23 protein-coding genes are annotated in these 26031 nt (G+C 61.5%); 11 read left to right on the forward strand and 12 right to left on the reverse strand.

Going from position 1 to position 26031, the window contains the following annotated elements; all coding sequences use genetic code 11:
• Positions 1-137: 137 nt before the first annotated feature.
• From FEU76_RS05040 to otnC, 6 genes are all read left to right on the forward strand, one after another.
• Positions 138-1562, forward strand: coding sequence for a flagellar biosynthesis protein FlgA (locus tag FEU76_RS05040; RefSeq protein ID WP_144980918.1), 1425 nt, complete (start codon positions 138-140; stop codon positions 1560-1562).
• A gap of 77 nt (positions 1563-1639) precedes the next feature.
• Positions 1640-2623, forward strand: coding sequence for a Bug family tripartite tricarboxylate transporter substrate binding protein (locus FEU76_RS05045; protein ID WP_144980921.1), 984 nt, complete (start codon positions 1640-1642; stop codon positions 2621-2623).
• A 111-nt stretch (positions 2624-2734) separates the two neighbouring features.
• Complete coding sequence (locus FEU76_RS05050; protein WP_039175301.1) at positions 2735-3205, forward strand: tripartite tricarboxylate transporter TctB family protein; 471 nt, start codon at positions 2735-2737, stop codon at positions 3203-3205.
• A 57-nt stretch (positions 3206-3262) separates the two neighbouring features.
• The gene (locus FEU76_RS05055) at positions 3263-4753 is read left to right on the forward strand and encodes a tripartite tricarboxylate transporter permease (RefSeq protein WP_016915250.1); all 1491 of its coding nucleotides are present in this window, start codon (positions 3263-3265) and stop codon (positions 4751-4753) included.
• Between the two features lie 22 nt (positions 4754-4775).
• Positions 4776-6062: a 3-oxo-tetronate kinase gene (gene otnK, locus FEU76_RS05060; protein ID WP_144980924.1), complete on the forward strand. Its 1287-nt coding sequence runs from the start codon at positions 4776-4778 to the stop codon at positions 6060-6062.
• Positions 6059-6718: a 3-oxo-tetronate 4-phosphate decarboxylase gene (otnC, locus tag FEU76_RS05065; protein WP_144980927.1), complete on the forward strand. Its 660-nt coding sequence runs from the start codon at positions 6059-6061 to the stop codon at positions 6716-6718. Before otnK ends, otnC begins: the two co-directional genes overlap by 4 nt.
• Here the strand turns inward: otnC and FEU76_RS05070 are convergent.
• The gene (locus tag FEU76_RS05070; RefSeq protein WP_039175023.1) at positions 6715-7221 is read right to left on the reverse strand and encodes an Lrp/AsnC family transcriptional regulator; all 507 of its coding nucleotides are present in this window, start codon (positions 7219-7221) and stop codon (positions 6715-6717) included. The two genes, otnC and FEU76_RS05070, sit on opposite strands and share 4 nt — an antisense overlap.
• Positions 7222-7428: 207 nt before the next feature.
• Between FEU76_RS05070 and FEU76_RS05075 the strand changes: the two genes are divergently transcribed.
• The 4 genes from FEU76_RS05075 to FEU76_RS05090 all read left to right on the forward strand — a co-directional run bounded on the left by FEU76_RS05075 (position 7429) and on the right by FEU76_RS05090 (position 11260).
• Positions 7429-8445: a 1-aminocyclopropane-1-carboxylate deaminase gene (locus FEU76_RS05075; protein WP_144980930.1), complete on the forward strand. Its 1017-nt coding sequence runs from the start codon at positions 7429-7431 to the stop codon at positions 8443-8445.
• A gap of 150 nt (positions 8446-8595) precedes the next feature.
• A complete protein-coding gene (locus tag FEU76_RS05080) occupies positions 8596-8934 on the forward strand; it encodes a DUF6482 family protein (RefSeq protein WP_039175020.1) in 339 nt (112 codons plus the stop codon).
• Positions 8935-9083: 149 nt separating this feature from the next.
• The gene (mgtE, locus tag FEU76_RS05085; protein ID WP_039175018.1) at positions 9084-10442 is read left to right on the forward strand and encodes a magnesium transporter; all 1359 of its coding nucleotides are present in this window, start codon (positions 9084-9086) and stop codon (positions 10440-10442) included.
• A 74-nt stretch (positions 10443-10516) separates the two neighbouring features.
• A complete protein-coding gene (locus FEU76_RS05090; protein ID WP_081136022.1) occupies positions 10517-11260 on the forward strand; it encodes a sulfite exporter TauE/SafE family protein in 744 nt (247 codons plus the stop codon).
• Positions 11261-11269: 9 nt separating this feature from the next.
• Here FEU76_RS05090 and FEU76_RS05095 read toward each other — a convergent pair whose 3' ends face one another.
• The 9 genes from FEU76_RS05095 to FEU76_RS05135 all read right to left on the reverse strand — a co-directional run bounded on the left by FEU76_RS05095 (position 11270) and on the right by FEU76_RS05135 (position 22375).
• Positions 11270-12163: an EamA family transporter gene (locus tag FEU76_RS05095; RefSeq protein WP_144980933.1), complete on the reverse strand. Its 894-nt coding sequence runs from the start codon at positions 12161-12163 to the stop codon at positions 11270-11272.
• Entirely contained in the window at positions 12160-12978 is an 819-nt protein-coding gene (gene phnX, locus FEU76_RS05100; RefSeq protein WP_144980936.1) for a phosphonoacetaldehyde hydrolase, read from the reverse strand. Before phnX ends, FEU76_RS05095 begins: the two co-directional genes overlap by 4 nt.
• On the reverse strand, positions 12978-14108 hold the full coding sequence (locus FEU76_RS05105) for a 2-aminoethylphosphonate--pyruvate transaminase (RefSeq protein WP_222114790.1): 1131 nt from the start codon (positions 14106-14108) through the stop codon (positions 12978-12980). Before FEU76_RS05105 ends, phnX begins: the two co-directional genes overlap by 1 nt.
• Positions 14109-14165: 57 nt before the next feature.
• The gene (locus FEU76_RS05110; protein WP_144980942.1) at positions 14166-15860 is read right to left on the reverse strand and encodes a putative 2-aminoethylphosphonate ABC transporter permease subunit; all 1695 of its coding nucleotides are present in this window, start codon (positions 15858-15860) and stop codon (positions 14166-14168) included.
• Entirely contained in the window at positions 15857-16984 is a 1128-nt protein-coding gene (locus FEU76_RS05115; RefSeq protein WP_144980945.1) for a putative 2-aminoethylphosphonate ABC transporter ATP-binding protein, read from the reverse strand. The genes FEU76_RS05110 and FEU76_RS05115 overlap by 4 nt, the downstream gene beginning before the upstream one ends.
• 41 nt (positions 16985-17025) lie before the next feature.
• Positions 17026-18057, reverse strand: a complete 1032-nt coding sequence (locus FEU76_RS05120; protein WP_144980949.1) for a putative 2-aminoethylphosphonate ABC transporter substrate-binding protein — start codon at positions 18055-18057, stop codon at positions 17026-17028.
• Positions 18058-18171: 114 nt separating this feature from the next.
• A complete protein-coding gene (locus FEU76_RS05125) occupies positions 18172-18882 on the reverse strand; it encodes a UTRA domain-containing protein (protein ID WP_144980951.1) in 711 nt (236 codons plus the stop codon).
• Complete coding sequence (locus FEU76_RS05130; protein WP_144980954.1) at positions 18875-19603, reverse strand: HAD family hydrolase; 729 nt, start codon at positions 19601-19603, stop codon at positions 18875-18877. Before FEU76_RS05130 ends, FEU76_RS05125 begins: the two co-directional genes overlap by 8 nt.
• Positions 19604-19675: 72 nt before the next feature.
• Complete coding sequence (locus tag FEU76_RS05135; RefSeq protein WP_186299095.1) at positions 19676-22375, reverse strand: bifunctional diguanylate cyclase/phosphodiesterase; 2700 nt, start codon at positions 22373-22375, stop codon at positions 19676-19678.
• A gap of 217 nt (positions 22376-22592) precedes the next feature.
• On the opposite strand from FEU76_RS05135, the gene FEU76_RS05140 reads away from it, so the two are divergent.
• Positions 22593-24128, forward strand: a complete 1536-nt coding sequence (locus FEU76_RS05140; protein ID WP_039175000.1) for a sensor domain-containing diguanylate cyclase — start codon at positions 22593-22595, stop codon at positions 24126-24128.
• Here FEU76_RS05140 and FEU76_RS05145 read toward each other — a convergent pair.
• Complete coding sequence (locus tag FEU76_RS05145) at positions 24125-25429, reverse strand: TRAP transporter large permease (protein ID WP_039174998.1); 1305 nt, start codon at positions 25427-25429, stop codon at positions 24125-24127. The genes FEU76_RS05140 and FEU76_RS05145 overlap by 4 nt on opposite strands.
• Positions 25430-25452: 23 nt before the next feature.
• Positions 25453-26016 carry a TRAP transporter small permease gene (locus FEU76_RS05150; RefSeq protein ID WP_144980957.1) on the reverse strand — a complete coding sequence of 188 codons (564 nt, stop codon included), beginning with the start codon at positions 26014-26016 and terminating at the stop codon, positions 25453-25455.
• Positions 26017-26031 lie beyond the last annotated feature (15 nt).

A 26031-nucleotide genomic window follows, 5' to 3' on the forward strand; every position in this document is an offset into this window, starting at 1 on the left:
TCCAGCATTTGACCCTCAAAATGGTATACCACTACATTTCATGCAAATGACAACCCTGGCCTTGCCGCCACACAACGCCACTCCAAGCCAAGCGATGGCCTCGGCTGAGCGTCCCGACACAGGAAGACCCACACCTCATGAACTACTTACAACATTTCAATACCGACAAGGTGGTAGAAGCCTGCATCGCAGGCGCAGGGGATTTTGGTCGTGGCGTATTACGTCAGGCACGCCAGATGCGTGGCCTATCGGCGCGTATCGCCATCGATATCCATGCCGATAAAGCGGTCGAGGCGCTTCGCCATGCAGGGGTTCCAGAAGCTCAAATAATGGTATGCCATTCTGCCAGCGACGCCGAACAAGCCTGGGAAAGCGGCTTTTTTATCGCGACCGCTTCGTTTGAAACCATCAAGGCGCTGCCGTTCGATATCCTGGTCGAGTCCACGGGCATTCCGGACGTTGGCGCACGCTACGCCGAAGCCGCCTTGCTGGCCGGCAAACACGTCGGCATTGCCACCAAGGAGACCGAGTCCGTGGTGGGCCCTTACCTGACCCGCCTGGCCTATCAGCAGGGCCGCTTGTTTACCCCCATGGATGGCGACCAGCCTAGCCTGCTGATTGGCCTGCTCACCTGGGCCAAGACACTGGGTTTCGAGATCATTGCGGCGGGCAAGAGCAGCGAGTACGACTTCATCTGGGATGAGGCCAACGCCACGGTCGAGTGCAATGGCGTGCGCTACCCTGCCGCGGGCCTGAGCGACCTGTGGGAATTGCCTCCAGGGGGCGAACGCGAGGTGGTCGAGGCACGCAGCCGCCTGCTGGCCGACATTCCGCAAATTTCCGTGCCGGACCTGTGCGAAATGGTCAACGTGGCCAACGCCACCGGGCTGTGCCCGGATCGGCCTGAGTTTCACGCCATGGTCTTGCGTACCGCCGAAGTCCCTACGTTGCTCGACCTGCAGGCGGAAGGGGGTATGCTGCAAGGGCTGAAGCGCCTTGAGGTGTTCAACTGCCTGCGCCGCCCGGATGAGCTGAGCTTTGCCGGTGGGGTATTCGTGGTGGTGCGCTGTGAAGACCCGCATGTCTGGACACTGCTGCGCGACAAGGGGCATGTGCTGAGCCGCAGCGAGCGTAGCGCCATGATCTACCTGCCGCGCCACCTGCTGGGGCTGGAAGCACCCATCTCGCTGCTCGATGTAGTGCTCAATCAACAGACCTCCGGCGGCGGCCACGCCACTACACCGAGCTTCGACCTGACCGCACGGGCTACCCAGCCCATCGCGGCTGGTCAGCGCCTGGAGATGCGCGGGCATCATCGCCACATCGAAGGCCTTCGCCCTGAAATTCATCCCGCCGAGCCGCTCTCACCCAGCGCCAAGGTGCCCTTTTACCTACTACCCGGTGCCGAGGTCATTCGTGATATCGCACCCCAGCAGCCCATCACGCTGGCCGATGTCGCCCTGCCGGACTCTACACTCAGGCAGCTGCGATGCCAGCAGGATGAGCTGTTCAAACAACAATACGCTGTCGATAACGCCGAACACGCCAGCACGCTGGCCTGAGGGTCGCTGGTGCCACGGGCCCATTGCGCACCTAGCGCAAAACAATAAAGCAACAATAATCCGTCAGGAGAAACACCATGCTTACCAAGCTCTTGCTCACACCGCACGCACTGAAAATGACGACCCTGGGCGTTGCCCTGATCAGCACCGCCATGGTCGCCCAGGCCGATGAAGCCGCCGACTACCCGACCAAGCCGATCCAGTTCCTGGTGGCCGCGGGTGCCGGAGGCGGCGTGGATAACTTCGCCCGCGTGGTTCGCCCCATGTTCGAAGAGGCCCTGGGAGGCGCGCGCATCACGGTGGTCAACCTGCCCTCGGCTTCTGGCGCACTGGCCCACCAGCGCACGGCCAATGGCGCCCCGGATGGCCATACGCTGGACTTTGCCTCGACCACTTACGTGACCTCGTTGGCGGCTGGGCAGAACCCGGTGGGCCTGGATCAGATCACCCCCGTGGCCCGCATGCAGTCGGACGTCATGGCGCTGTTCGTCAATCCGCAGCGTTACCCGGATTTCGAGTCGTTCCTGGAGTATGCCCAAGCCAACCCCGGCAAGGTCACCGTGGGCGGCACGCACACGGCGAGCCCCGACCACGTGGCTTTTCTCTCCTTGCGTGACGCGTCTGGCCTGGACATGAGCTTCATTCCCTACGACAGCACCGGCAACGCCACGGCCAATGTCCTGGGCAACAATATCGATGCCACCACGACCTCGCTGAGCCCACTGCTGAGCTACATCGAAGCGGGTCAAATGATGCCGATTCTCGTGTTCAGCGATGAGCGCCTGGCAGATTTTCCCGATGTCCCCACTACCGTGGAGCATGACTGGGACCTGACCGATGGCAACGACCGGGCCGTGTTCGTCCATGCCGATACCCCGGCCCCGCTCGTTCAACGGCTGGAAGAAGTGCTGAAGGGCATTTTCGATTCGGAAGACTACCAGGCCTATGCCGAGCGCGTGAACCTGACCTACCGCGACGGCTGGATGGCAGGCGACGCTTACCGCGAGCGCCTCGAGCACAACTACGAGCTTTACTCGCGGCTGCTCAGCAACGAGCAGTAAGCCACTCGTACCAGGGCAAGGCAGGCAGCCACCGCTGCTTGCCTTTCGATATTCATCGGCACGAGCAATGCGTTGCGGGTTGTTCGCGCCATGCTCCCTTCGGGGTTGATCATGTACGCCAGGATTTCTTTCTTTGCGATAGCCATCGTAGTGCTCGGCCTTGCCAGCCTCGTGCCTACCTTGCAGTTTCCCAGTTCTGAGCAAGTGTCGACCTTCATCGGCCCGCGTGTCTGGCCGCTGACCCTCTTGCTGGCGCTCATCGGATTAGGCGCGGCGCTTTTGCTGATCACCTGGCGGGATGCCAAGCAAGGCAAGCGCTATGACGACGACCCCGTTGACGAAACCCCACCGCCGTGGCGCTTTACGCTGGCATCGACGCGCCATTGGTGGCTGATCGCTGCCACGCTCGTCTACACCTGGCTGATTGGCCTGATCGGTTTTCTGGCGGCCAGCGTGGCGTTCACGCTGGTATGTACGCTGTTGCTGGGCGCACGCTCCTGGCGGGTCATCGCGGCCACGGTGGTCATCGCCGCGCTGCTGATGCAAGGCGTCTTCGTCATGCTGCTGGGGATACCGCTATGAGCGCGTTACGCCTGATGCTCTCCCTTGTCATCACTGTTTTCTGTCAAGGAGCTACCCATGCTTGAGAATTTTCTTGGCGGGTTAGCCGTCGTGATGCAGCCCCTGAACCTGCTGCTGCTGACTTCTGCCGTGTTCATCGGCTTCATCGGTGGCGCCCTGCCGGGCATCAGCGGTGTGATTCTGGTCGTGATTCTGTTGCCCATCACGTACGGCATGGACTCCACCACGGCCTTCATGGTGCTGACGGCCATTTATGGAGCCACGGTTTTCTCGGGGCTGATCACGGCCATTCTCTACCGTGCGCCGGGCACCCCGGAAGCAGTCATGACCGCGTTCGATGGCTACCCCATGACGCAGCAAGGCCAGGCTGGCAAAGCGCTGGGCATCGGCGTGCTCAGTTCGGCCATTGGCGGGCTGGTCGGCACCATTGCCTTGATCATTTTCACACCGATGCTGGCCACCATGGCGCTGCGCTTTTCGTCCCCGGAGTATTTTGCTCTGGCGGTTTTAGGGCTGACGGTGGTGGCGTCACTCGGCGGGCGCTTGATATATGGCCTGATCGGCGCGACCTTGGGGCTATTCATCGCCACCATCGGGATCGACCCGCTCACTGGCACCAGCCGCTACACCTTCGACAACCTGAACCTGATGGAAGGTGTCGGGCTGATTCCCATGATCGTGGGCCTGTTTGCCGTCTCGGAGGTCATGAAGCGCGCGCTGGATCAAGATACCCATCAGCCGCTCAAGAAGGTGAAGGTCAAGATCTTCGACCTGCCCATCCTGCGCAAGATCGGCCCGACGCTGACGCGCTCTTCCTTGATTGGCGTCATCATCGGCATTCTGCCGGGCATCGGTGCCAGCACCGCCGCCATGGTCAGCTATAGCGAGACGGTGCGCTGGTCCAAACATCCTGAAAAGTTTGGCAAAGGGGCACCCGAGGGCATTGCGGCGCCTGAGTCGGCCAACAATGCCGCCGCCATGGGCGCCTTGGTGCCGCTGTTTGCTCTGGGCATTCCCGGCAGTGGCACGACGGCCGTGATTCTGGGGGCGTTCATCATGCACGGCCTGCAGCCGGGGCCCATGTTCATGATGACGCACAGTAGCCTGATCTATGCCGTGTTTGCGGGCCTGTTCATCGTCAACTTCATGATCCTGCTGTTCTCCAAGCCCTTCATCACCCTGTTTACCAAGCTGCTGAACGTTCCGTATTCCGCCCTTGGGCCCATCATCATCATGTGCTGCATCGTGGGCACCTACTCGGTGCGCAACTCGATGTTCGATGTGTGGCTGATGCTTGGCTTCGGTGTGCTGGGGTTCCTGCTGGAGAAACTCAAATTCCCGCTGGTCTCCATCATTCTTGGCTTGGTACTGGGGCCCATCGCCGAGAGCGAGCTTCGCCGTGCGCTTTCCATGTCGCAGGGGGATCTGTCGATTTTCTTCACGCGACCCATCAGCGCTTCGTTACTGGCCGTGGCAGCGCTGCTGCTGACCATCACCATTGTCATGCCGCTCATCAAGCGAGCGCGCCTGAATAAAGCGACTTCTTAACCTCTGACCACGGAAGCGACCCATGACTCTTCTCCTTGGTGCCATCGCCGATGACTTCACCGGCGCCACCGATCTGGCCAATAACCTGGTGCGCGGCGGCATGCGCTGCCTGCAGGTGATCGGCGTGCCGCAAGAAACGGTGGACCTTCGCGACATCGATGCCGTGGTGGTCGCGCTCAAGTCGCGCTCCTGCCCGGTGGAAGAGGCCGTGGCCGACTCCCTGGCCGCCCTCGATTGGCTGCGCGCCCAAGGCGCCCGACAGCTGTTCTTCAAGTACTGCTCCACCTTCGACTCCACCGACGAGGGCAACATCGGCCCCGTGGCCGATGCCCTGCTGGAGGCGCTGAGTGCCGCTCAAACCGTGATGGTGCCTGCGTTTCCGGTCAATGGCCGTACGGTGTACCAGGGGCACCTGTTCGTCGGTGACCGTTTGCTCAACGACAGCGGCATGCAGCACCACCCGCTCACGCCCATGCAGGATGCCGATCTGGTCCGCGTGCTCTCCCGCCAAACGCCTTACGCCGTGGGGCTGGCCAGCCGCCAAGTGCTGGCGAACGGTGCCGAGGCCACCGGGGCGCATTTGTCGTCCCTGGCCGAACAGGGCGTACGCCATGTGATCTGTGACACCCTGGATGAGCAGGATTTGGACGTGCTGGCCGAAGCCACCGTCTCGATGGCGCTGGTCACTGGCGGTTCAGGCCTGGGCCAGGCGCTGCCCGCGCAGTACCGAGCCCAAGGCTGGCTGGAGACGATCACCGAACCGGGGCGTTTAGCGCCTGCGGCGGGCGGGGCGCTGGTACTGTCGGGTAGCTGCTCACGGGCCACCCTGGCGCAAGTGGCCGACTTCCTGGCCAAGCACCCGGACGGTGGCTTTGCGCTGGACCCTTTATCGCTGAGCGAAGGCGACAAGCAGTGGGAGCAGGCGCTGGCCTTCGCCCTGGAGCGCTTGCCGTTGCAGGCCCCCACCCTGATCTACGCTTCGGCCGACCCGGACAAGGTGAAAGCGGCCCAGGCGGCGTTGGGCGTTGCCCAGGCCGGGCACCTGGTGGAAACCGCACTGAGCCACCTGGCGGTCACGCTGGTCAATGAAGGCGTGGGTCGCTTGCTGGTGGCGGGGGGCGAAACCTCCGGCGCGGTGGTTTCGGCGCTGGGCATTACCACGCTGCGCATCGGTGAGCAGATCGACCCCGGCGTACCCTGGACCCAGACCCCGTGGCCAGGCCGCGAGGCGCCGCTCTCGCTGGCGCTGAAGTCCGGCAACTTTGGCGGCGTGGACTTCTTCACCCGGGCCTTCGAGGTGCTGGCATGAGCACGCCCCTTCGCCACCGACATCAGAACGCCCTGCGCGAGCAGATCAGCACGCTCGGTAAATCCTTGTTCGACCGCGGCCTGACCATGGGCTCCAGCGGCAACATCAGCGTGCGGCTGGACGATGGCGGCTGGCTGATGACCCCCACCAACGCCTGTCTGGGGCGGCTGGACCCGGCCCGTATCTCGCACCTGGACCCGCAGGGCCAGCTGCTCGGCGGCGATGCGCCCACCAAGGAGCAGTTCCTGCACATGGCCATGTACGACGAGCGCCCGCAGTCTGGCGCCATCGTGCACCTGCACTCCACCCACTCGGTGGCGGTGTCGTGCCTGCCGGGGGTAGACCCCTGCGACTGTATTCCACCGCTCACCGCCTACTACGTAATGCGGGTGGGCAAGCTGCCGCTGGTGCCTTATCACATCCCGGGCGACCCCCAGTTGGGCGAAGCGGTGCGGGGCCTGGCAGGCAAGCACAGCGCGGTGCTGCTGGCCAACCACGGCCCGGTGGTGGCGGGCAAGACCCTCGAAGCGGCGGTGTATGCCACCGAAGAGCTGGAAGAGACCGCCAAACTGTACCTGCTGCTGCGGGGCGAGAACCCGCGCGGTCTGACGCCGGAGCAGGTTGCCGAGCTGGAAGCACGCTTTCCCAGAGACTAAACAGGTACCTTGTGGGTCGACACCACCTCCCGCAGCCCCATGAACGAACGAATCTGGCGCACGCCGGGCAGGTAGAGCAACTGCTCGGCGTGTAGCCGGTTGAAGCTTTGGCTGTCCCTGGTGCGCACCAGCATGAAGTAGTCGAACTCCCCCGTGACCACGTGGCACTCCATGCAGCCCGACACTTTTTGAGCCGCCGCCTCGAACGCCGCGAAGGATTCTGGCGTCGAGCGGTCCAGCACCACGCCAATCAACACCACCATGCCTGCCTGCAGGGGCTCCGGGTTCAGGTGGGCCACGATTCGGCTGATCACCCCGTCCCGCTTCAGCTTTTCGACACGCCGCAAACAGGCCGCAGGGCTGAGGTTCACCTGCTCGGCCAGCGCCACATTGGAAAGCGTCGCATCCTCCTGAAGCAGCTTGAGAATACGCTTGTCGATACGATCCAGCTCACTGCCCATGGCATGGGGCTCCGAGGCCCCTCCCGCTCGCTTGGCACACATTATTATTTACTCAAATAACGGATTTACGAATTAATCAAAGCCATAAACTCAACTAGACAATCCATTGTTGTTTATAAAGCCCTCATTTCGCAACCCGCCAGGATAGGCAAACGCCTACTATAAACCTCAGGGAGCACGCCAACGTTCCAACCACCGTTACCCAGCGATCCTTGTCTATCGCGTTGACTGCCAATGCAGGAGCTTGCCATGAACCTTGAACGCTACCCCCGTTATCCACTGACGTTCGGCCCCTCCCCGATCACACCTCTCAAACGGCTGAGCGCCCATCTGGGCGGCGAGGTCGAGCTGTATGCCAAGCGCGAGGACTGCAACAGCGGCCTGGCCTTCGGCGGCAACAAGACCCGCAAGCTGGAGTACCTCATTCCCGAAGCGCTGGAGCAGGGCTGCGATACGCTGGTGTCGATTGGCGGAATCCAGTCCAACCAGACGCGTCAGGTGGCTGCCGTGGCGGCGCACCTGGGCATGAAGTGCGTCCTCGTGCAGGAGAACTGGGTGAACTACTCCGATGCGGTCTATGACCGGGTCGGCAATATCGAGATGTCGCGCATCATGGGGGCCGACGTTCGCCTGGACGCCGCCGGTTTCGATATCGGCATTCGCCCTAGCTGGGAGCAGGCCATGGAGGATGTGCGCCAGCAGGGCGGCAAGCCGTTCCCCATTCCCGCGGGCTGTTCCGAACACCCCTACGGCGGTTTGGGCTTCGTCGGCTTTGCCGAAGAGGTGCGCCAGCAGGAGAAAGAGCTGGGCTTCACCTTCGACTACATCGTGGTGTGCTCGGTGACCGGCAGCACCCAGGCCGGGATGGTGGTGGGCTTTGCCGCCGATGGCCGCGCCCAGCGGGTGATCGGCATCGACGCCTCGGCCAAGCCCGAGCAAACCCGGGCGCAGATTCTGCGCATTGCCCGCCATACCGCCGAGCTGGTCGAACTGGAAGGCGGCATTGCCGATGACGATGTGATCCTGGACACTCGCTACGGCGGCCCCGAATACGGCCTGCCCAATGACGGCACGCTGGAGGCCATTCGACTCTGCGCCCGCCTGGAAGGCGTACTCACCGACCCGGTGTACGAAGGCAAATCCATGCACGGCATGATCGATATGGTGCGCAACGGCGAGTTTCCGGCGGGATCCAAAGTGCTGTATGCCCACCTGGGCGGCGTGCCCGCGCTCAATGCCTACAGCTTCCTGTTCCGTAACGGCTGACCAGGCCGAGTGCGGTTGGGCCATGCCCAAGCCCGAGCGGGCAACTGCTCGGGCTTTTTGGCGAGGGGTGGCCAACCCAACAAAAGCTATACAAATATGTCACATCCATTAGACTCATCTGGCATGCCTGCAAGCCAATGAGGTGACACCATGCCATCGCCACTCCCCCTTCGCCTGACCCTGGACGAACTGGCCCAACTGGCCGAACCGCGGCCCGAGGTCGAACTGCACGGGCTCGACATGGGCTGGTACATCGTCCGGCTCCATCGTGACGACTCCGTCAGCCTGCTCAGCACGGCCCAAGGCGACACTCAGCGCTTCAGCGGCACCCAGTGGGTCAGCCGCGCCCTGGCGCCCCTGGGCTTTACCCATGGCACGCTGACCTGGGCAGAGGCTGCCGATGAAATGATTGGCCACCCCACGCCCCCCGTCTCTGACCAACAGCGCCTTCAGCAGGGCGTCCGCGTGGCCTTTGCCACGCGGCATTGAGGCGACGCCCGTCGCGGCCATCGCGGTCGACCCTGCCCAAGGGGCAATCCCCTCGTGGCTTTCAACCTGACCTGCCGATAAGATGGTCAATGAGCCATCATGGGCTTCCAAGCAGTTGTTTCAAAAAGTTTTCCCAGAGGATGGGCTCTATGCGTGACGAAGAGAAGTACACCAATACCGAAGAACAACTGCTGTACCTGCAAAAGTTGTTGGATGACGAAGACACCCTAGCCCTGCACGAACTGTTCAATGAACTCGATTTTCTGGCCATCGCGCGCACCCTCGAGTCGTTCCCTGCCAAAACCCGAGACCAGCTATGGGACTACATTCCCGAAACCATCATTGGTGAGGTGCTGGCGGAAGTCGACGAAGACATCCGCGCCGACTACATCGAAGACCTGACCGCCAGCGATGTCGAGCAGATCGTCAAAGGCCTGGACGCTCAGGAAGTCGCCGAGGTTCTCGATGTTGCGGACGAAGAGATCAAAACGTCCGTTTATGCCAGCCTGGACCAGGAGATTCGCGCCCAGGTCGAAAACCTCTACACCTATGAAGAGGACATGGTGGGCCGTTACATGGACCCGGAAACGGTCAATGTAAAACAAGGCGTCTCCCTGGAAGCCGTTCAGCGCTACATTCGTATCCATCGGCTGCTGGATGTCGACTCTCAGCAGGTCATGGTGACCGACAAGGATAAACGCCTGCTCGGTACGCTGACGCTGATCGACCTGGTCAAGCAGTCTCAGGAGTGCTCCGTCGACGAATTCATGGATAGCGCGCCTTACACCTTGCATGACCAGATGAAGGTCAGCGATGCTGCCAGCCTGCTGCGCTCGAAAGAGCTTCACTTCGTGCCCGTGTGCAACAGCGAAGGGCAGTTGGTGGGCCAATTGAATGCCGCCGACATACTCGAAATCACCCAGGATGACGCAGACCTGACGCTGAAACACATGTCCGGCGTCAGCGATGAGGAAGAAGTGTTCACCCCCATCGTACGCAGCGCGAAAAGCCGGGGTATCTGGCTGGGCATCAATTTGCTGACGGCTTTTCTGGCAGCCTTCGTCATTGGCCAGTTCGAGGCGGTGCTGGATCAGATCGTGGCACTCGCCATTCTCATGCCGGTCGTGGCCAGCATGGGAGGGATTGCCGGAAGCCAGACCCTGACCGTGGTCATACGCGGTTTGGCCCTGGGGCAAATTGCCGGTAACAACAAACGCTGGCTCTATAACAAGGAGCTTTGGGTCGGCATGAGCAACGGCCTGGTATGGGCCCTGGTGGTGGGCGGCATTTCCTACCTGTGGTTTGGCCAGACCCTGATCACGCTGGTCATTACCCTCGCCATCTTCATCAACATGAGCCTCGCCAACCTCTCGGGCGTACTGATCCCGCTGGTGCTGAAGCGCCTGCAGATCGACCCGGCGCTGTCTGGCGCGGTCATCCTGACCACCGTGACGGATGTAGTGGGATTCCTCTCGTTTCTGGGGCTCGCGACGCTGATCATTTTGTGATCAGCCAAGCGGTCTATCGGGTAAGATGTCCTTCGCCCGCTAACCTTTAACCGACCCAAGCATTCGAGGCGCCCATGCTTCCTGATTACTCCGTCATCGCCTGGCTGTTGATCATCTTTTCTGTCTATTTGACCGGGGTGTCCAAGGGCGGATTCGCAGGCGGGTTCGGCACGCTGTCGGTGCCCTTGATGGCCCTGGCGATCAGCCCTACCCAGGCGGCGGGTCTGCTGCTGCCGCTGCTGCTGGTCATGGATGCCTTTGCCGTCAAGGCATGGTGGGGCAAGCACTCCCGCGCGGAGGTATGGCGTTTCGTGCCGGGCCTGTTCATCGGGGTGACCGTCGGCACGCTGCTGTTTGGCAGCCTCAGCGAAGAGGGTGTGCGCTTGGTGCTGGGCATTCTCTCCGTGGCCTTTGCGGCCTACATGCTGCTCAAGCCCGTGGCGAAGAAGCCCATTTCCACCCGCTGGGCACTGCCCGCCTCCAGCGTTTGCGGCTTCACCAGTTTCATCGCCCACGCGGGGGCACCGCCCATGAACATGTACCTCATGCCTCGCCAGCTCTCCAAGGAGACGTTCATTGCCACCTGCACGGTGACCTATGCCGTGGTCAACAGTATCAAGCTGGGCCCTTATGTATGGCTTGGCGAGGTCAACATGACCAGCGCCTGGGCGTCACTGCTGCTGGTACCGGTTGCCTGGATCGGGGTGCGCAACGGCCTCTGGCTGCAAAGCCGCGTCAATGAAAAGCTGTTTTATCGTCTGGTGATCATGGCCATGTTCGTGGTGGGCCTCAACCTGGTCTGGCAGGCGCTGCGCTAGCGGCAAGCATTACAGCGCCACGATCAACAGCCCCAGCAGCATCACCAGCGTGCTCAGCGTCTTGGCGCTGGAGGCAGGCTCCTTGAGCCACAACACCCCCATCAGCACGCCAACCGGAATCGAGAGCTGGCGCAGCGCCACCACGTAGCTGACCTCGTCGGTCAGCGCCATGGCCATGAGCACCAGCCCGTAGGTACAGGTCATCATCAAGCCCGTGGCCACCAGCATCGTCAGCCCCTGCTGTCGCAGCGCAGGCAATCGGCGGCGCTCTGCCGGCAACACGGCCAGCAACGGGAGCGCCCACAGCAGCGTCATCAATGCTTGTAGAACCATGAAGACCGCCCCTGCCGTCAGGCTGCTATGGCCAGCGCCTTGCATGACGCCCAGGGCTTGCTTGTCGATCAGCGAGTACCCCACGGTGCCCACCGCCGCCAGCAGCGCAAAGCCCATGGCGGGGGACAGATACGAAGCAAGACGGCGAGCCTCGGGTCGGCTGAGCGGCAAGCCCAGCGCCCCTAGCATGATCAGCAGCATGCCGACGCCATCCCAGAGGCCAAGGCCACGATTGCCCAGCCAGGCAATCGATACCAGTGGCACCATCACCACCGGCAAGGCACGGGCAATGGGATAGAGGACGCTCACCTCTCCCCGGGCGTAGGCCCAGGCGAGCCCTCCCATATAGAGCATCTGGCAAAACCCGGACAGCACCAGCCAGCCCCAGAAGGCACCCGGCAGCGCCGTCAAGGAGGGGCCCAGCACCAGCAGCGGCAACAGCGCCACACCCCCAGCGCCATAAGCCAGCGTAAACGACCCAAGCGAGGGCGCGTTGCGCTTGCCCAGCACGTTCCACCCGGCATGCATGCACACCGAGACCAGTACCAGCGCGAGCGCGGTGGGGCTCAAGGCCGCTCCCTCTGCTGCAGACGGTGCTGAATATCGGCCACGACACTCGGTAGCTCCGCAATGCTGGGAATGCAGTAGTGGGGCTGGGCGGCCGCAAACTGAGTGGCTATTCGCTGATGGGCCGCCTCACGCTCGGCCGTGCTCAACGCCTGGTACTGCGCATGATCGAGCCCCAGCGCGTTGCCTGAACAGGTCAACGCCACCGTCCACATCCCCGCGCTGCGGCCTTCCAGAATGCCCGGCGTGGTGTCATCCACCTTGAGGCAGGCGGCCACGTCACTCACCCCCAGAGCAATGACGTTAGCCAGCGCCTGGGCGGGGTAAGGCCGACCATTGGGCACTTCGTCCGTTGCTACCACATGGTCGACCTGCAATCCGTTCTCGGCGGCCAGGGCAACCACTCTGTCCATCACGACCGCAGGGTAACCAGAGCACGAGCCGATCTTGAGCCCCTGCTCGCGCAGCGCCGCCAGGGTCGCTAACGCCCCGGGAATGACCGCTGAATGATCGCCAATTTTGGCAACCTGCAGGGGCATGAAGCGTTCGTAGAGGGCCGTGACATCGGCATCGCTGGGGGCATGGCCGACTGCCTTGACGAAGCGTTCGGCTATCTCGGGCTGCTGACAAAGGGTATGAATATGATCCCATTTGCCCATGCCCATGGGGCCACGTGCCTCTTCCAGGCTGATGGCTACCCCCAGTTCGGCAAACGCTTCGACAAAAATCTGGGTAGGGGCAAACGAGCCAAAATCGACCAGCGTACCAGCCCAGTCGAAGATGACCGCTTGCAGGCAGCGGGGAGAGTGGTAATGCATCATGGGCTCCATGTTTGGGAGGAAAGAGAAACGCCCATCTCGCTCAGCGCTTCTTGAATCGCCAGCAGCAGGGAAGCAATGATCGTGACGTCGAGCTGGCCAATACAACCAACTCGGAAGCTCTCGGCTTCTGTCAGCTTGCCAGGATAAATCAAAAAGCCGCGGGCCTTGAGCGCTGCATAAAATGCGTTGAAGACAAAGGCAGGGTCATCCGGGCTCATGAACGTGGTGATGATCGGCGACAGCCAGCGATCTTCCAGCAGCGTGCGAAAACCGAGCGCACGCATGCCCTGTACCAGCGCGTCACGATTCTGGGCATAGCGCGCATGCCTCCCGGCCACACCCCCTTCCTGCTGGTGTTGGCGAAGCGCCGCCTGAAATGCAACCACGGTATGCGTCGGTGGCGTGAAACGCCACTGGCCGGTGCGCTCCATGTAGGCCCACTGGTCGTGCAAGTCCAGGCTGAGCGAGTGAGCCCGCCCCTGGCCTGCTTCCAGCAGCCTGCGCCGAATGATCACGAAGCCGAACCCTGGCACGCCCTCGATACACTTGTTGGCAGAGGAGATCAGTACATCGATAGGGGTATCGGCCAGGCTGATCGGCACACCCCCGAATGAACTCATGGCATCCACAACCAGTGTTTTACCATGGGCATGCACTATGTCTGCAATGGCTTCCAGCGGGTTCAGAATCCCGGAACTGGTTTCGCAGTGCACCAGAAAGACCGCGCTGATGTCTGGATGTTGATGCAGCAGTGCCGCGACATCTTCTGGCTGGGGTGGCAGGTAGTCCCCTGTATCCAGCGTGATGTAACGTCGGCCCATCATGCTCAACAGCTGCGCTGCGCGCTTGCCGTAAGCGCCGTTCATCAGGACCAGGGCTGTGGCCTCAGGTGCGACGGCGCAAGCCAGCGCGCTCTCTACCGCGAAGGTGCCGCTACCCTGCATGGGCACGCAGGCAAATTCCTCCGCTGGGGCGTTGGCCATGCTCAGCAGCAGAGCACGTACGTCGGCAGTGACCTGGTTGAAATCATCATCCCAGGAGCCCCAGTCACTCAGCATGGCGGCTTTGGTCTCGGGCGAGGTAGTGAGCGGCCCGGGGGTTAGTAAATAGGGAGCTGTTTGAGACATCATATTTGGTCTATACCAGATAATGCATACAGAGTAGCGATCCACATGGCGGGCTGTCTAGCCCGCCTGACGCCAGCGCTGTGCATTGTTGAGAAGAACGTGGGTGAGGGCCGCGTGTAAAAGCTTGACGACCAAAGAGGTGAAAAAGATCAGTACTGCCATGGCAGCCGCACTGGCGAAATAGCCGGCTTCGTCCAGGTGCAATACGGCCACCGACGCCAACCGCGTATCGCTGTTATAGAGGAACACTACGGCGGATACCGTCGTCATGGCATTGACGAAGAGGTAGACCGAAATATCCAGCACGGCAGGTAGCGATACCGGTAGGGTCACCCGCCGGAACGTGGTCCAGAAAGGTACCTTGAGCGATGCCCCCACGGCCTCGAACTCTGGGTCGAGCTGTTTTAGCGCCGTCACGGAAGTGAGGTGGCAGACCGTATAAAAATGCACCAGCGTATTGAGCACGAGAATCGCCATGGTGCCGTACAGCCAGTTGAGTGGATTGCCCGCCTGATTGAAGAAGAAGATATAGGCAAGCCCCAGCACCATCCCCGGCACGGCCATTGGCAGCATGGCCATCAGGTGCAACCCCTGGCGTAGCGCACGGTAACCGTCACTTTTTTCGATCAGCCAGGCATTGAAGAAAATCACCAGGGTGCCGATCAGCGCCACGCTGAACGCCAGCCTCAGCGAATTCCACCAGGCACCCCAACCACCGCCACCCAGGCCCTGAAAGGCGTAATGCTTGAGGGTCAGCGCTTGGTTGTAGGGCCAGAACTGTACCAGCGATGCATAGATCGCCGTGCCAATCACCAACAGAATCACGCCTGCCACGGCGAAACACAGCAGTGCAAACACCCCATCACGCAGCGGGCTGGGAGTAGGATGCCAAGGCACGGCCCGCGCTGAAAGCTGGGCCACCTGACGCCGCTGAATCCAGCGGTCTACCAGGAAAGAGAGCACCGCTGGCAGCAGCAGAATCACGCTGACCACCGCTCCCATCTGGAAATTCTGTTGCCCCACGACCTGACGATAGACATCCGTCGCCAGCACGCTGAACTGCCCGCCGATGATCTTGGGAACACCAAAGTCGGTGATCGCCAGTGTAAACACCACAAACACACAGGAAATCAGCCCGTAGCGCACACCGGGAAGCGTGATGGTCAGGAAAGTCCGCCACTTGGGTGTGCCCAGTGACTCTGCCGCCTCGTATAGCCGCGCATCGCTATGGGTCAATGCCGTGGTCAGCAGCATCAGCGCATGGGGGAATATCCAGAAGCTCATCCCCATGACCACGCCAATCGGGCCGTAGATCGACTGCCCCATCAGCACATCGCGCAAAAACCCCTGGTTGCCAAACAGGTAGACCAGGCTAATGGCAGGTAACAGCGAGGGCGCCAGAATGGGCAGAATCGCCAGCATACGAAATACCCGCTTACCGGGCATGCAGGTACGGGTAATGCCATAGGCGCACAGAAAGGCCAGACCGACCACGATCAGTGTGGTCATCAGCGCTACCCGGAGCGAATTGGCGATCGAATTGACCAGCGCCGGGGTCTGGAAGTACTGCACGAAATTCGCCAGTCCAATAAAGTCGCCGCTGCGGTCCTGCACGCTTTTGACCAGCATGGCAAAGAGAGGAAACAGCAGCCCCACCACCATCAATGCCGCCCCCAGCAGCAGTACCAGCAGGCGAACAATCGACTCACGGGACATGTGACGGGCCAACCGGCCATGGGTGAGCGACGTCATGAATGAACGCTCCCCGCCGGATAGATAAAGGAGGCTTCTGCTGGCAGATGAATGCCCAGTGTTTGGCCAATGCGGGGCGCAATCGCCCGCTGGTCACGACTGGGAACGTCTGCCAACAGGATTTGGCCGGTAGATGCCACTTGCAGAGCAAGGCGTTGGTAAGCCCCCATGAACTCGATGCCGACGACTTCGCCTTGCAGTGGCCCTGGTTGGCGCGTCAGCGCCACTGCTTCAGGGCGTATGGCGAGACGGGCAGGCTGGCCCGGCGCATGAGTGTGCGACTGACAGTCGCAACACGTGTCGCCCAACAGAACCTGCTGGCCTGTCGAGGCGGTCACATCGATAAAATTCATGGTGCCGATAAAGGAGGCCACAAAGGCACTGGCTGGCTGATGATAGATCTCGGCCGGTGTACCGACCTGCTCGACCACGCCATGATTCATCACCACGATACGATCTGCCATGGTCAGCGCTTCCTCCTGATCATGGGTGACCATGATGGTGGTAACGCCAAGGCTCTCATGAAGCGCCTTAATCTGACTGCGCAAATGCCCGCGCACTCGGGCGTCCAGCGCAGACAGCGGCTCATCCAGCAACAGCAAGGCGGGCTCCATGGCCAGGGCCCTGGCCAAGGCCACACGCTGCTGCTGGCCACCGGAAAGCGCTGCCGGGTATTTGCTTTCGCTGCCCGTCAAATCCACCAACGCCAACAGCTCGGCAACCCGCGCCGAGACCTCTTCACGCTTGACGCGGCGATTACGCAGCCCATACGCAATGTTGTCGAAGACCGTCAGGTTGGGAAACAGCGCATAAGACTGAAAGACGATGCCGAAATCCCGTGCCTGTGGCGGCAGGGTGGAAATGTCTTTGCCACGCTGAACGAGTACGCCTGCGCTCTGACGTGTCAGCCCCGCAATCGTGCGCAGCAGCGTGGTCTTTCCGCAGCCTGACGGGCCAAGAAAGCAGACGAACTCACCCTCCTGGATGCTCAGAGAAATGTTGTCCAGCGCGGTAAAGCTGCCGAAGTGCTTGGTGACTCCCTCGATGGCCAAATGGGTGGAGTGTGTGAGCGGCGCCGCTGCAGCCGAGTCAGCCGTGAGCGGCGATGTCAGGGTCGATTGCATAACATCTCCCGGCCCCAACGAACGTTGGGGCCTGTTCACGATTACTGTTCGGTCTTGCCGTCGTAGCGACGCTGCCACTCGGCGAGTACGCGCTCACGATTCACGGCAGCCCACTGGAAGTCGGCATCGATCATGCGCTCGGTAATGTCGGCGGGGTAGTTCTCGATGGGTTGTGCCACGCCTGGGTAGGCCACGACGGCATAGCCTTCGTTATACAGTTCATTGGCCTCCCGCGAAGCTGCCCAGTCCATGAGCGTTTGTGCCGCTTCCAACTTGTCGGTGCCAGCCACGACCGCAGCGGCTTCCATGTCCCAACCCAGCCCCTCTTCCGGAAATACGACCTCAATGGGCGCCCCTTGAGACTTCAAACGCGCTCCACGAAAGGCGAACGAGACGCCGATTACGGCTTCACCCGTGGCGGCCAGGCTGCACGGTGCCGAACCAGAATGGGTATAGCGGGAAATATTAGTGTGCAGACGGTCCATATAGTCCCAAGCCTGCTCTTCGCCCCAGAGCTGGATCCAACTGGCGACATCCAGGTACCCGGTACCCGATGAGTTGGGATTGGGCATGATGACGTGGCCTGCAAATTCAGGCTGGGTCAGGTCTTCCCAGGAAGTAGGCATCGGCACGCCCTGACGCTCACCTTCGATGGTGTTGTAGCAAATCGCAGCGACCCAGGCGTCCATGCCAACCCAGGCGGGATCTTGCCCCTCACGGAAGGCCGGATCCACGAACCGTGGCTCGAGGTTGTCGACGCCTTCCGGCGCATAGCGCTCCAGCATGCCTTCTTCTTCAAGCAGCAGCAGGCTGGTAGCCGCCAGGCCCCAGATCACGTCCGCTTGTGGATTGTTCTTCTCGGCCAGCAAGCGTGCCGTGATCACCCCCGTCGAATCACGTACCCAATTGATGGTGATGTCGGGATGTGCCGCGTTGAAACGCTCGGCATATTTTTGCAGATCATCGGACTCTACGGCGGTATAGACGGTCAGTTCGGTGGCACTGACGGTGGTAGCAAAAGCGAAGGCACTCGCCATCACGGCAGGTTGGAACACGCGGCGCGACATTGACATGGAAGGACTCCAGATTTTTGGTATAGACCAGAATTCTGGATAAACAAAATGACAAAGCCGTGACGCTTGTTTGAACGATTCTTTAATTTCATGTTGCGGATGCGCAGGCGCTTCTTACTGCTGCCCCGACAGCTCGACCCGAATGCACAGTGAGTCGTGCAGCCAGTGCTCTTCGTCATATTCGAGGGGGCGCTGCCGATCATCGAAGATGGCACGACAAATATTGAGCCCCGCCGTGCCGGGCGCCACGAACAACTCTTCGGCATCGCCTGGGGTCAAGGCTTCGGAGACCATATGTATCGAACGATTCGCCAAGTGGTGTCCCCAGCGTTCGCGCAACAGCCCCCATAACGACTGATGGGTGTAAATGTCCAATAGTTCGGGAGCACGCTCAGGGACGACCCACAACGACTCTGCCAACACGGCGCGGTCATCGACGTAGCGGCGGCGGCGGATGTGGTGAAACACCTGATGCTCCGGGAGGCTCAGGGCTCTTGCTGCTGGAGGGTGAGTCCGCGACTCCAGCTTGAGCACGGTGGTACGCGGCTGACGGCCTTGGGCACGAACATAATCATTGAAGCCCGCGTCTCGGGTGGGGTCGTACATCAGGCGCGCCGGAGAGATGAACCAGCCGCGTCGATTGCTGCGGTGGATCAAGCCCTCTCCTTCCAACTGCGCCAAGGCCTGGCGCAGCGTCACTCGGGTAGTCGAGAAACGCTCGGCCAGGGTGCGCTCAGCGGGTAACTTGCCCTCCCATTGAGTAGCATATCGTGCAATCAGGTAGCGAAGCTGTTCGGTAAGCTGTAGGTAGTAGGCATCAGGCATGCGCCGATTTTCCTGGAGGAGCCGTAGGGGGTGACGCACCCGGTGGGGTGCCTGAACGCCAGTCTAAGCGTCGCCAGCCTTCGACGCCAGCCACCTCCGCCAGCACCGGGTCCGGGTTGACGGCAATCGCACAATCGACATATTGCAGCAGCGGCAGGTCGTTGCGGGAATCGGAATAGAACGTGGTATGGCACGCAGGACGCCCCTGCTCCGCCAGCCACTGCTGTAGCCGCGTGACCTTGCCGCCACGGTAGGAAAGCACCCCCACGCTGCGCCCGGTGTACACGGCGCCGCCTGGCAAGCGGTCCTGCTCCAGCTCCACCGCCAGCACGTGGTCGATCCCCAGCATGGCCGCTATGGGCGCGACCAGATGGCAGGCCGACGCCGAGATCAAGACCAGCGTATCGCCCGCCTGTCGGTGCGCATCGAGACAGCGCCATGCCTGCTCGAAGATGCGTGGCTGAAGGTGAGTAGCCACGAAGCGCTCGACTTCTTTTTGAACGTCGTCGACCCGGCGGCCACGCAACGGCGCCAGCGTCATGGCCAGGAACTCTTCCAGCTTCAACTTGCCCGCATGGTAAGCCTGCTGCATCGCTTCCGCGCGGGCCATGAAACCTTCGGCATCGCTGACCCAGCCTTGCTCTATCATCCATAAATTCCAGCGGTCGCTGCAGTCTCCATCCAGGAGGGTGTCATCAAGGTCGAACAGGGCCAGGCGCATGGCAAACTCCTATCGTCGCGGTATGGCGCGCGTAGGGTATGCCATGGATGATGACAGGACGATGACGCGCGGCTAGCCCTGGCGGCTTAGCCAGGTGGCGGCAAACTCAGCCGCTGGCAGAGGCCGCCCAAACCAATACCCCTGAGCCTGATGACAGCCCAGTTGTGCCAGCAGCTCGGCCTGGGCCTGCTGCTCGACACCCTCGGCCAGGGTTTTCATGCCCAGCGCGTTGGCCATGGCGATGATGGTCTGCACGATGGCGCGATCATGGGGATTGTCCAGCATGTCGCGCACGAAAGAGATATCGATTTTCAAGGCATCCGCCTCGAATCGGCGCAAGTAGGAGAGTGACGAATACCCGGTGCCAAAGTCATCGATCAACAGCGCATACCCCGCCTGACGCATGGCCTGGGTAATCATGACCGCCTGATCCGGATCCCGCATGAAGTCGCTTTCGGTCAGCTCCAGGGCCAGCGCTTGCGGCGGCACTCCTTGGGTGAGCCGCGCGACGTGCTCGGTCAGCCGTGGGTCGGCAAACTGCTGGGCGGCCATGTTGATCGACAGCCGCCCAGGCAGCGGAGTGCCCGCCACCTGCCAGTCCGACCACTGACGCGCCGATGCTTCCAATACCCAATCGCCCAGCAGGCGGATCAGCCCACGCCGTTCGGCAAGGGGGATGAACTCGCCGGGGCTGACCCAACCCCACTCCGGGTCATGCCAGCGGCAGAGCACTTCGGCACCGGTCAGTGCATAGGTCTCAAGGTCTACCTGCGGCTGAAAGTAGAGTTCCAGACGACGCTCGATGATGGCGCGGTGCAGGCGTTCGGTTATCCACTGCTGGCGCTCCAGCGTGCGGCGCATGGTCTGCGTATAGGGAGATATGCCCGCATCGCGCTGCTTGGCATCGTGCAGCGCAATGCTGGCGGCGTTGAACAGCTCGGCGGGGGCGGCCACGTCGCTGGGGTAGCGCGCGAAACCGATGCTGGCATCCAACTGAAACTCACGGTGCTCCAGATGAATCGGGTGCCTGATGGCCTCGATCACTTGCCTGATGAAGGCTTCCAGTGCGACTCCCTGATGCTGCGGCAGAAGTAGTGCGAACTCATCGCTGGAGAGCCGCGCGCAGTGGCCGCTCAGGTCATGCAGCTGCTGGAGACGCCTGGCGACGGTGGCCAGCAACGCGTCTCCCACCTGATGGCCATGCAGGTCATTGATCTCCTTGAAACGACGCAGGTCCAGCAGCACCAGCGTCAGCGACTTACGCTCGCACTGGGCCTGGGCGCCCAGCGTCGCCAACTGCTCCATGAAATGGGCGCGATTGGGCAGCTCGGTGATGGTATCGATGTAGGCCAACTGGTGAATACGGCGATGATCTCGGCGCCGCTCCAGCTCGGCCGCCGCACCGGTCGAGAGTATTTGCAGTACCGATGTGGCGAAGGCATTGGTGGACAGCGGCTGTCGGTAGAACACCATCATGACCCCAATGGCATCGCCCTGGGCATTATCCAGCCGCCGCCCGATCCAGGCCTCGGCCCTCAGGGCGTTGCCCGGCAGCCAGTAGCCAGCACTGTGCAGTTCGGTACTTTCCTGTTCGATGACCACTCGCTCGGCGGGCGTGCCAGGCAAGGCAAAGTGCCCGCTCGCCTGAGCCTGGCCGTCCACGACCAGGCTGACCAGACTGGCGGTGCGTACCGGCATGGCATCGGTTGCATCAGGCAAGCCTTCGCCAGGCAGAGGGGGCTCCAGCAGGGCAATCAAGCCTGCATCTGCCTCCAGCAGGCGCGTCAGGGTCGTGATCAGCTGTAAAAAGTAGTCGTCCCCGATCCGCGAGGTCACCGTCGACGCTACCTCGACCACGGCTTGCTGCACCCGCTGCGACACTTGCTGATCGGTCACATCGGTAATGAAGCCTTCAAAGCAGAGCGGCTCGCCGCTCTCCGTATAGATGGCCTGGCCCTGCTCCCAGACCCAGCGTTCGCGCCCATCGCGATGCCGGAGCCGATAGGTCACGCGAAAAGGGCAGCGCTCTTCGACCGCCCGCTGCGCGGCCGCCGAGAGGCGTGGAAAGTCTTCTGGGTGCACCAGCTCACCAAAGCTGATGACACGACTTTTCACCAACTCATCCGGGTGGTATCCGGTCAGCGCCGTGGCGCCTTGGCTCACCAGTAGCATGGTCCAGTCGCGATCGTTTTGGCACCGGTACGCCATGCCGGGCAGGTGATTGAGCAGGGTATCCAGACGCCTTTCGCTCTCTTTGGCTGCCAGCTCGCTTGCCTGCAAGGCGCTTTCGGCCTGGCGACGGCCCAGCTCGGCCCCCGCCTGAGCTGCCGCAATACGCAGGATTTCGTTCTCGAGCCCATCGAATGCCCGCGGCCGATTGCTCAATACCGCCAGAATGCCAATGGCCGCACCATCGGCAGCAAACAGCGGCAAGCCCATGTAGCTCTCGGCGCCCAATTGCACCAATAGCTCATCTTGCGGAAAACGCTCTTGCACGTTGCAGGGGTAGAGGCAGGGTTGGTGGCCCACGACGGTTTCGCAGGGCGTCCCTGTCAACGAGTAGCGGATATTGCTCGCCAGCGCACCGTTTGACCATACGGACAAGGTTTCCGCTATATTAGGCGCTCGGATCACTGCGATCAGGGCATGCTCTACCGCCACCAGTCGCGCCAACTGCTCCACCAGCGCATCGAAAAAGGAGGGCCGGTGGCTATGCCCAAGCCCCTCTGCCAGTTGGCGAAACATCTCTGCTGCTTCTTGTCTGGTGTGCATCACGGCACTCGCTTGTGTCATTTGTAAGCAGCTCGGCTTTGACTCTTTTTAACCTGAATTCAGGTAAAAAAACACAGTGACATTTACAGCATAAACCAGGGTCTTAGGGATAGAGACTGTACCACCGTCATATCGGTGCGGCGTACACTATGGTAAACAATAGCTTTCCCTATACGATAAGTCGCCCACACCGCTGTTCGGCGTACGAGGAAATCACATGACGGGCTCAGCCGCCATCAGCGAAACGTTTTACCGCCAGCTTGCCGATCAGATGCCCCCTGCCTTGGGAGGCGCGCTGCTGCAGTGTCAGGGCCTTCCTTCACTGCCCATGGTCGCCATGCGTGTGCTGGAGGTGGCCAGTATGGCCGACGCCACCCTGACGGATTACGCCACGACCATCGAACACGACCCCGCCCTGACGGCCAGAGTGCTGAGCGTGGCCAACAGCGTGCACTACCTGCGCGCCAGCCAGCCCCCCTTGACCTGTTTCGAAGCGACACAACGGCTAGGCACCGATGCCACCCTGGCCACGGTGCTCAGTTTCAAGCTGTTTGAGCAGCACAATGGTACGCCCAGTCAGGGCCTTTATTGGCAGCGAGCCTTCACGGCGGCCGTCACGGCCAGCTACTTCGCCCAGCAACACTGCCCCGAACAGGCCGGGTGCGTGTTCACGGCCGCGCTGTTGCAGGATATTGGCATACTTGCCCTGCAGAAAGCCTTCCCGGTCGATGCGGAACACCTTTATGGCAATGAAGGCGTGTCGCACCAGCAGGTCACGCAAGCCGAGCAGCGCCTGTTTGGCTGTGATCACACCCTGGTCGGCGCATGGCTGTTAGCGAAATGGGGCGCACACGAGACGCTGGCCCGCAGCGTGTATGAAAGCCATGGCACACTGGAGACCGACAACCTGGCTGACCTGTGCATCCGTTTGTCGGGGCTGGTGGCCGATGCCTGGCTCTCCCCCGACCCGGCCCAGGCGCTGGCGCTGCTGATGCGCCAGATGGCATTCCCTCAGCCATTGGCCCTTGATACGCTGCTGACCCATCTGCAGCAAACGTTGCCACCGCTGTCGCACTCGCTCAACATTCCGCTAGCCGTGACCGTGGATAGTTACTCGTTGATCGAACGTGCCCATCAGCGCTTGTTCGAACACACGCTGATGCTCAGCACTCAGTTGGAAGCGCAGCAGAGGAGCAGTGAATCGCTCCTGAAGGACTACACGCAGCTCGAACAGCGTAGCCGCATCGACCCGCTGACCCAGCTTGCCAATCGCGCCTGGCTGGAAGAGCAGTTGCATGAATGCTTCGAACGCTGCCGCTCCCGGCAGCGCACGCTCTCGGTCGTGTTCATCGACCTGGATCACTTCAAGGTGCTGAATGACCGCTACGGCCACCAGGCCGGCGACCAGGTGCTTGCCCAGTTCGGCAGTACACTGTCGGCCCTGACTCGGGCGGGTGACCTGGCGGGCCGCTATGGCGGTGAGGAGTTTCTGGTCATCCTGCCCGACGAAACGGCCGAAACGGCTCAGCATTTTGCCGAACGGATTGCCCAACGCCTGCAGGAGCAGCCCATGGCCGAGGTTGGCCAGGAGCTGCTTTATATCTCCGTCTCGATCGGTATTGCGTGTCTCGACGATGGCGAGTTTGCCAATGAAAGAGAGATGATCGACGCCGCCGACCAGAGCATGTACGCCATCAAGCGCGCTGGTCGGGGCGGTATCGCCGTTTACGGGCGAGCGATTTTATCGCGTTAGCGGTTCATCGCCTGGGGCAGGTACAGCGCAATCTCAGGGAAGATATGCATCAAGGCGATTGCCAACAGCATCAGCAGAAAGAACGGTAGCGTTGCCTTGGTGATGGTCAGGATATCCTTGCCGGTAAGCCCCTGGATCACGAACAGGTTGAACCCGACGGGCGGCGTGATTTGCGACATCTCCACCACGATCACCAGATAGATACCGAACCAGATCAGGTCGAAGCCTGCCGCACTGATGACGGGCATGATGATCGCCGTCACCAGCAGAATCAGAGAAATGCCGTCCAGGAAACAGCCCATCAGCAGCAGCAGTACCGTCAGCGCAATCAGCAGCATGGTGGGCGACAGCCCCATTTCCCCAATCGCACGGGCCAGCTGCATGGGCACCTGAGTAAAGCCCATGGCCGAGGTCAGGAACGAGGCCCCGGCAATGATGAAGGCGATCATGCATGCCGTTCGCACCGCCGCAAACAGTGAGCTGGTGAAAATGGCTCGGTTGAAGTGGCCATTGAAGTAAGCAATCACCATCGACAGCACGACCCCCACGGCGGCGGCTTCCGTCGGCGACGCCAAACCACCGTAAATGGACACGATGATACCGCCGATCAGCAGCAGTATCGGCATGAGCGCCCAGGTGTTGCGCAGCTTTTCCGCCAGGCTCATGCTCGACTCGTCGGCACCGGTCAACTGTTCCCGGTTGCCCTTGAGCAGCGCCCAGAGCACCAGATATGCCATGAACAGGGCCAGAATCATCAGGCCCGGCCCGATACCGGCCATGAACAGCCGTGAGATCGACTGCTCGGTCACCACGCCATACACGATCAGCACGATGGAGGGAGGAATGAGCAGGCCCAGGGTGGACGCACTGGCCAACGTACCAATGGCCATATTGCTGTCGTAGCCTCGACGTTCCAGCTCCGGCAGCGTCATTTTACCGACCGTGGCACAGGTGGCTGCCGACGAACCGCACACCGCCGCGAACATGCCGCTGCCGATGATATTGGTATGCAGCAGACGGCCCGGCAGGCGGTTCAACCAGGGCGACAGGCCACGAAACATGTTGTCGGCCAGCCCCGAGCGAAACAGAATCTCGCCCATCCAGATGAACATGGGCAGCGCCGTCAAATCCCAGCCATAGCTGGCGCCCCAGAAATCGGAGGCCAGAATCGGCCCCGGTGAAAACGGGCTAAAAAACTCCAACGCGATCCACGCCGTTCCGATCAGCGCAAACGCGATCCACACCCCACTGCCCAACAGCAGCACCAGGGTAAACATCGTCACCAAGCTAAGTAGTAGCACAGGAATTCTCCAGAGTAGCCGAGCTAGGGCATCTCGCTGTCATCGGTGGCCGTCGCTTCGCGGAAGCTGGACGGGTCGCGGGCGGCAATGTGCAGCGCCGTGATCAGCGCTTCCAACAGCGCCAGACACAGTAATCCCACCCCCGTGGCTAACACGGTTTGCGGAATCCACAGCGGAATGGCCATGAACCCCGACGAGACATCGTTGTATTGCAGGCTTTCCCTGGCCAGTTCGATCAGCCCGTACCCCAGCAGCAGGCTGATGGCCAGCGCGACGATGAGACCGAAGACTTCAAACCAGACGCGAATGGCGGACGGCAGTCGCGAAATCAGCAGGGTGACACGAATGTGTGCGTGGTGAACGAAGGTGTAGGCCAGCCCCAGAAACGTGGCGCCGACCAGCAGGTAAGAGGCCATTTCCGAGACCCCGGTAATGCTGATGCCCAGCCGCCCCAGGCCCACCAGCACCAGCAGTGCATCCACCAGCCGGAAGGTGACCTGCAGGGCGATCAGCGCACAAATCGCCACCATGCACGCGGCGGCTCCCCAGGCACCCAGGCGGTAGAGTTTGTCGAATTTAAACGTCATGTTCGCAGTCTCGCA

Source organism: Halomonas sp. C22 (assembly GCF_007655045.1).
GTDB classification, from domain to species: domain Bacteria; phylum Pseudomonadota; class Gammaproteobacteria; order Pseudomonadales; family Halomonadaceae; genus Vreelandella; species Vreelandella hamiltonii.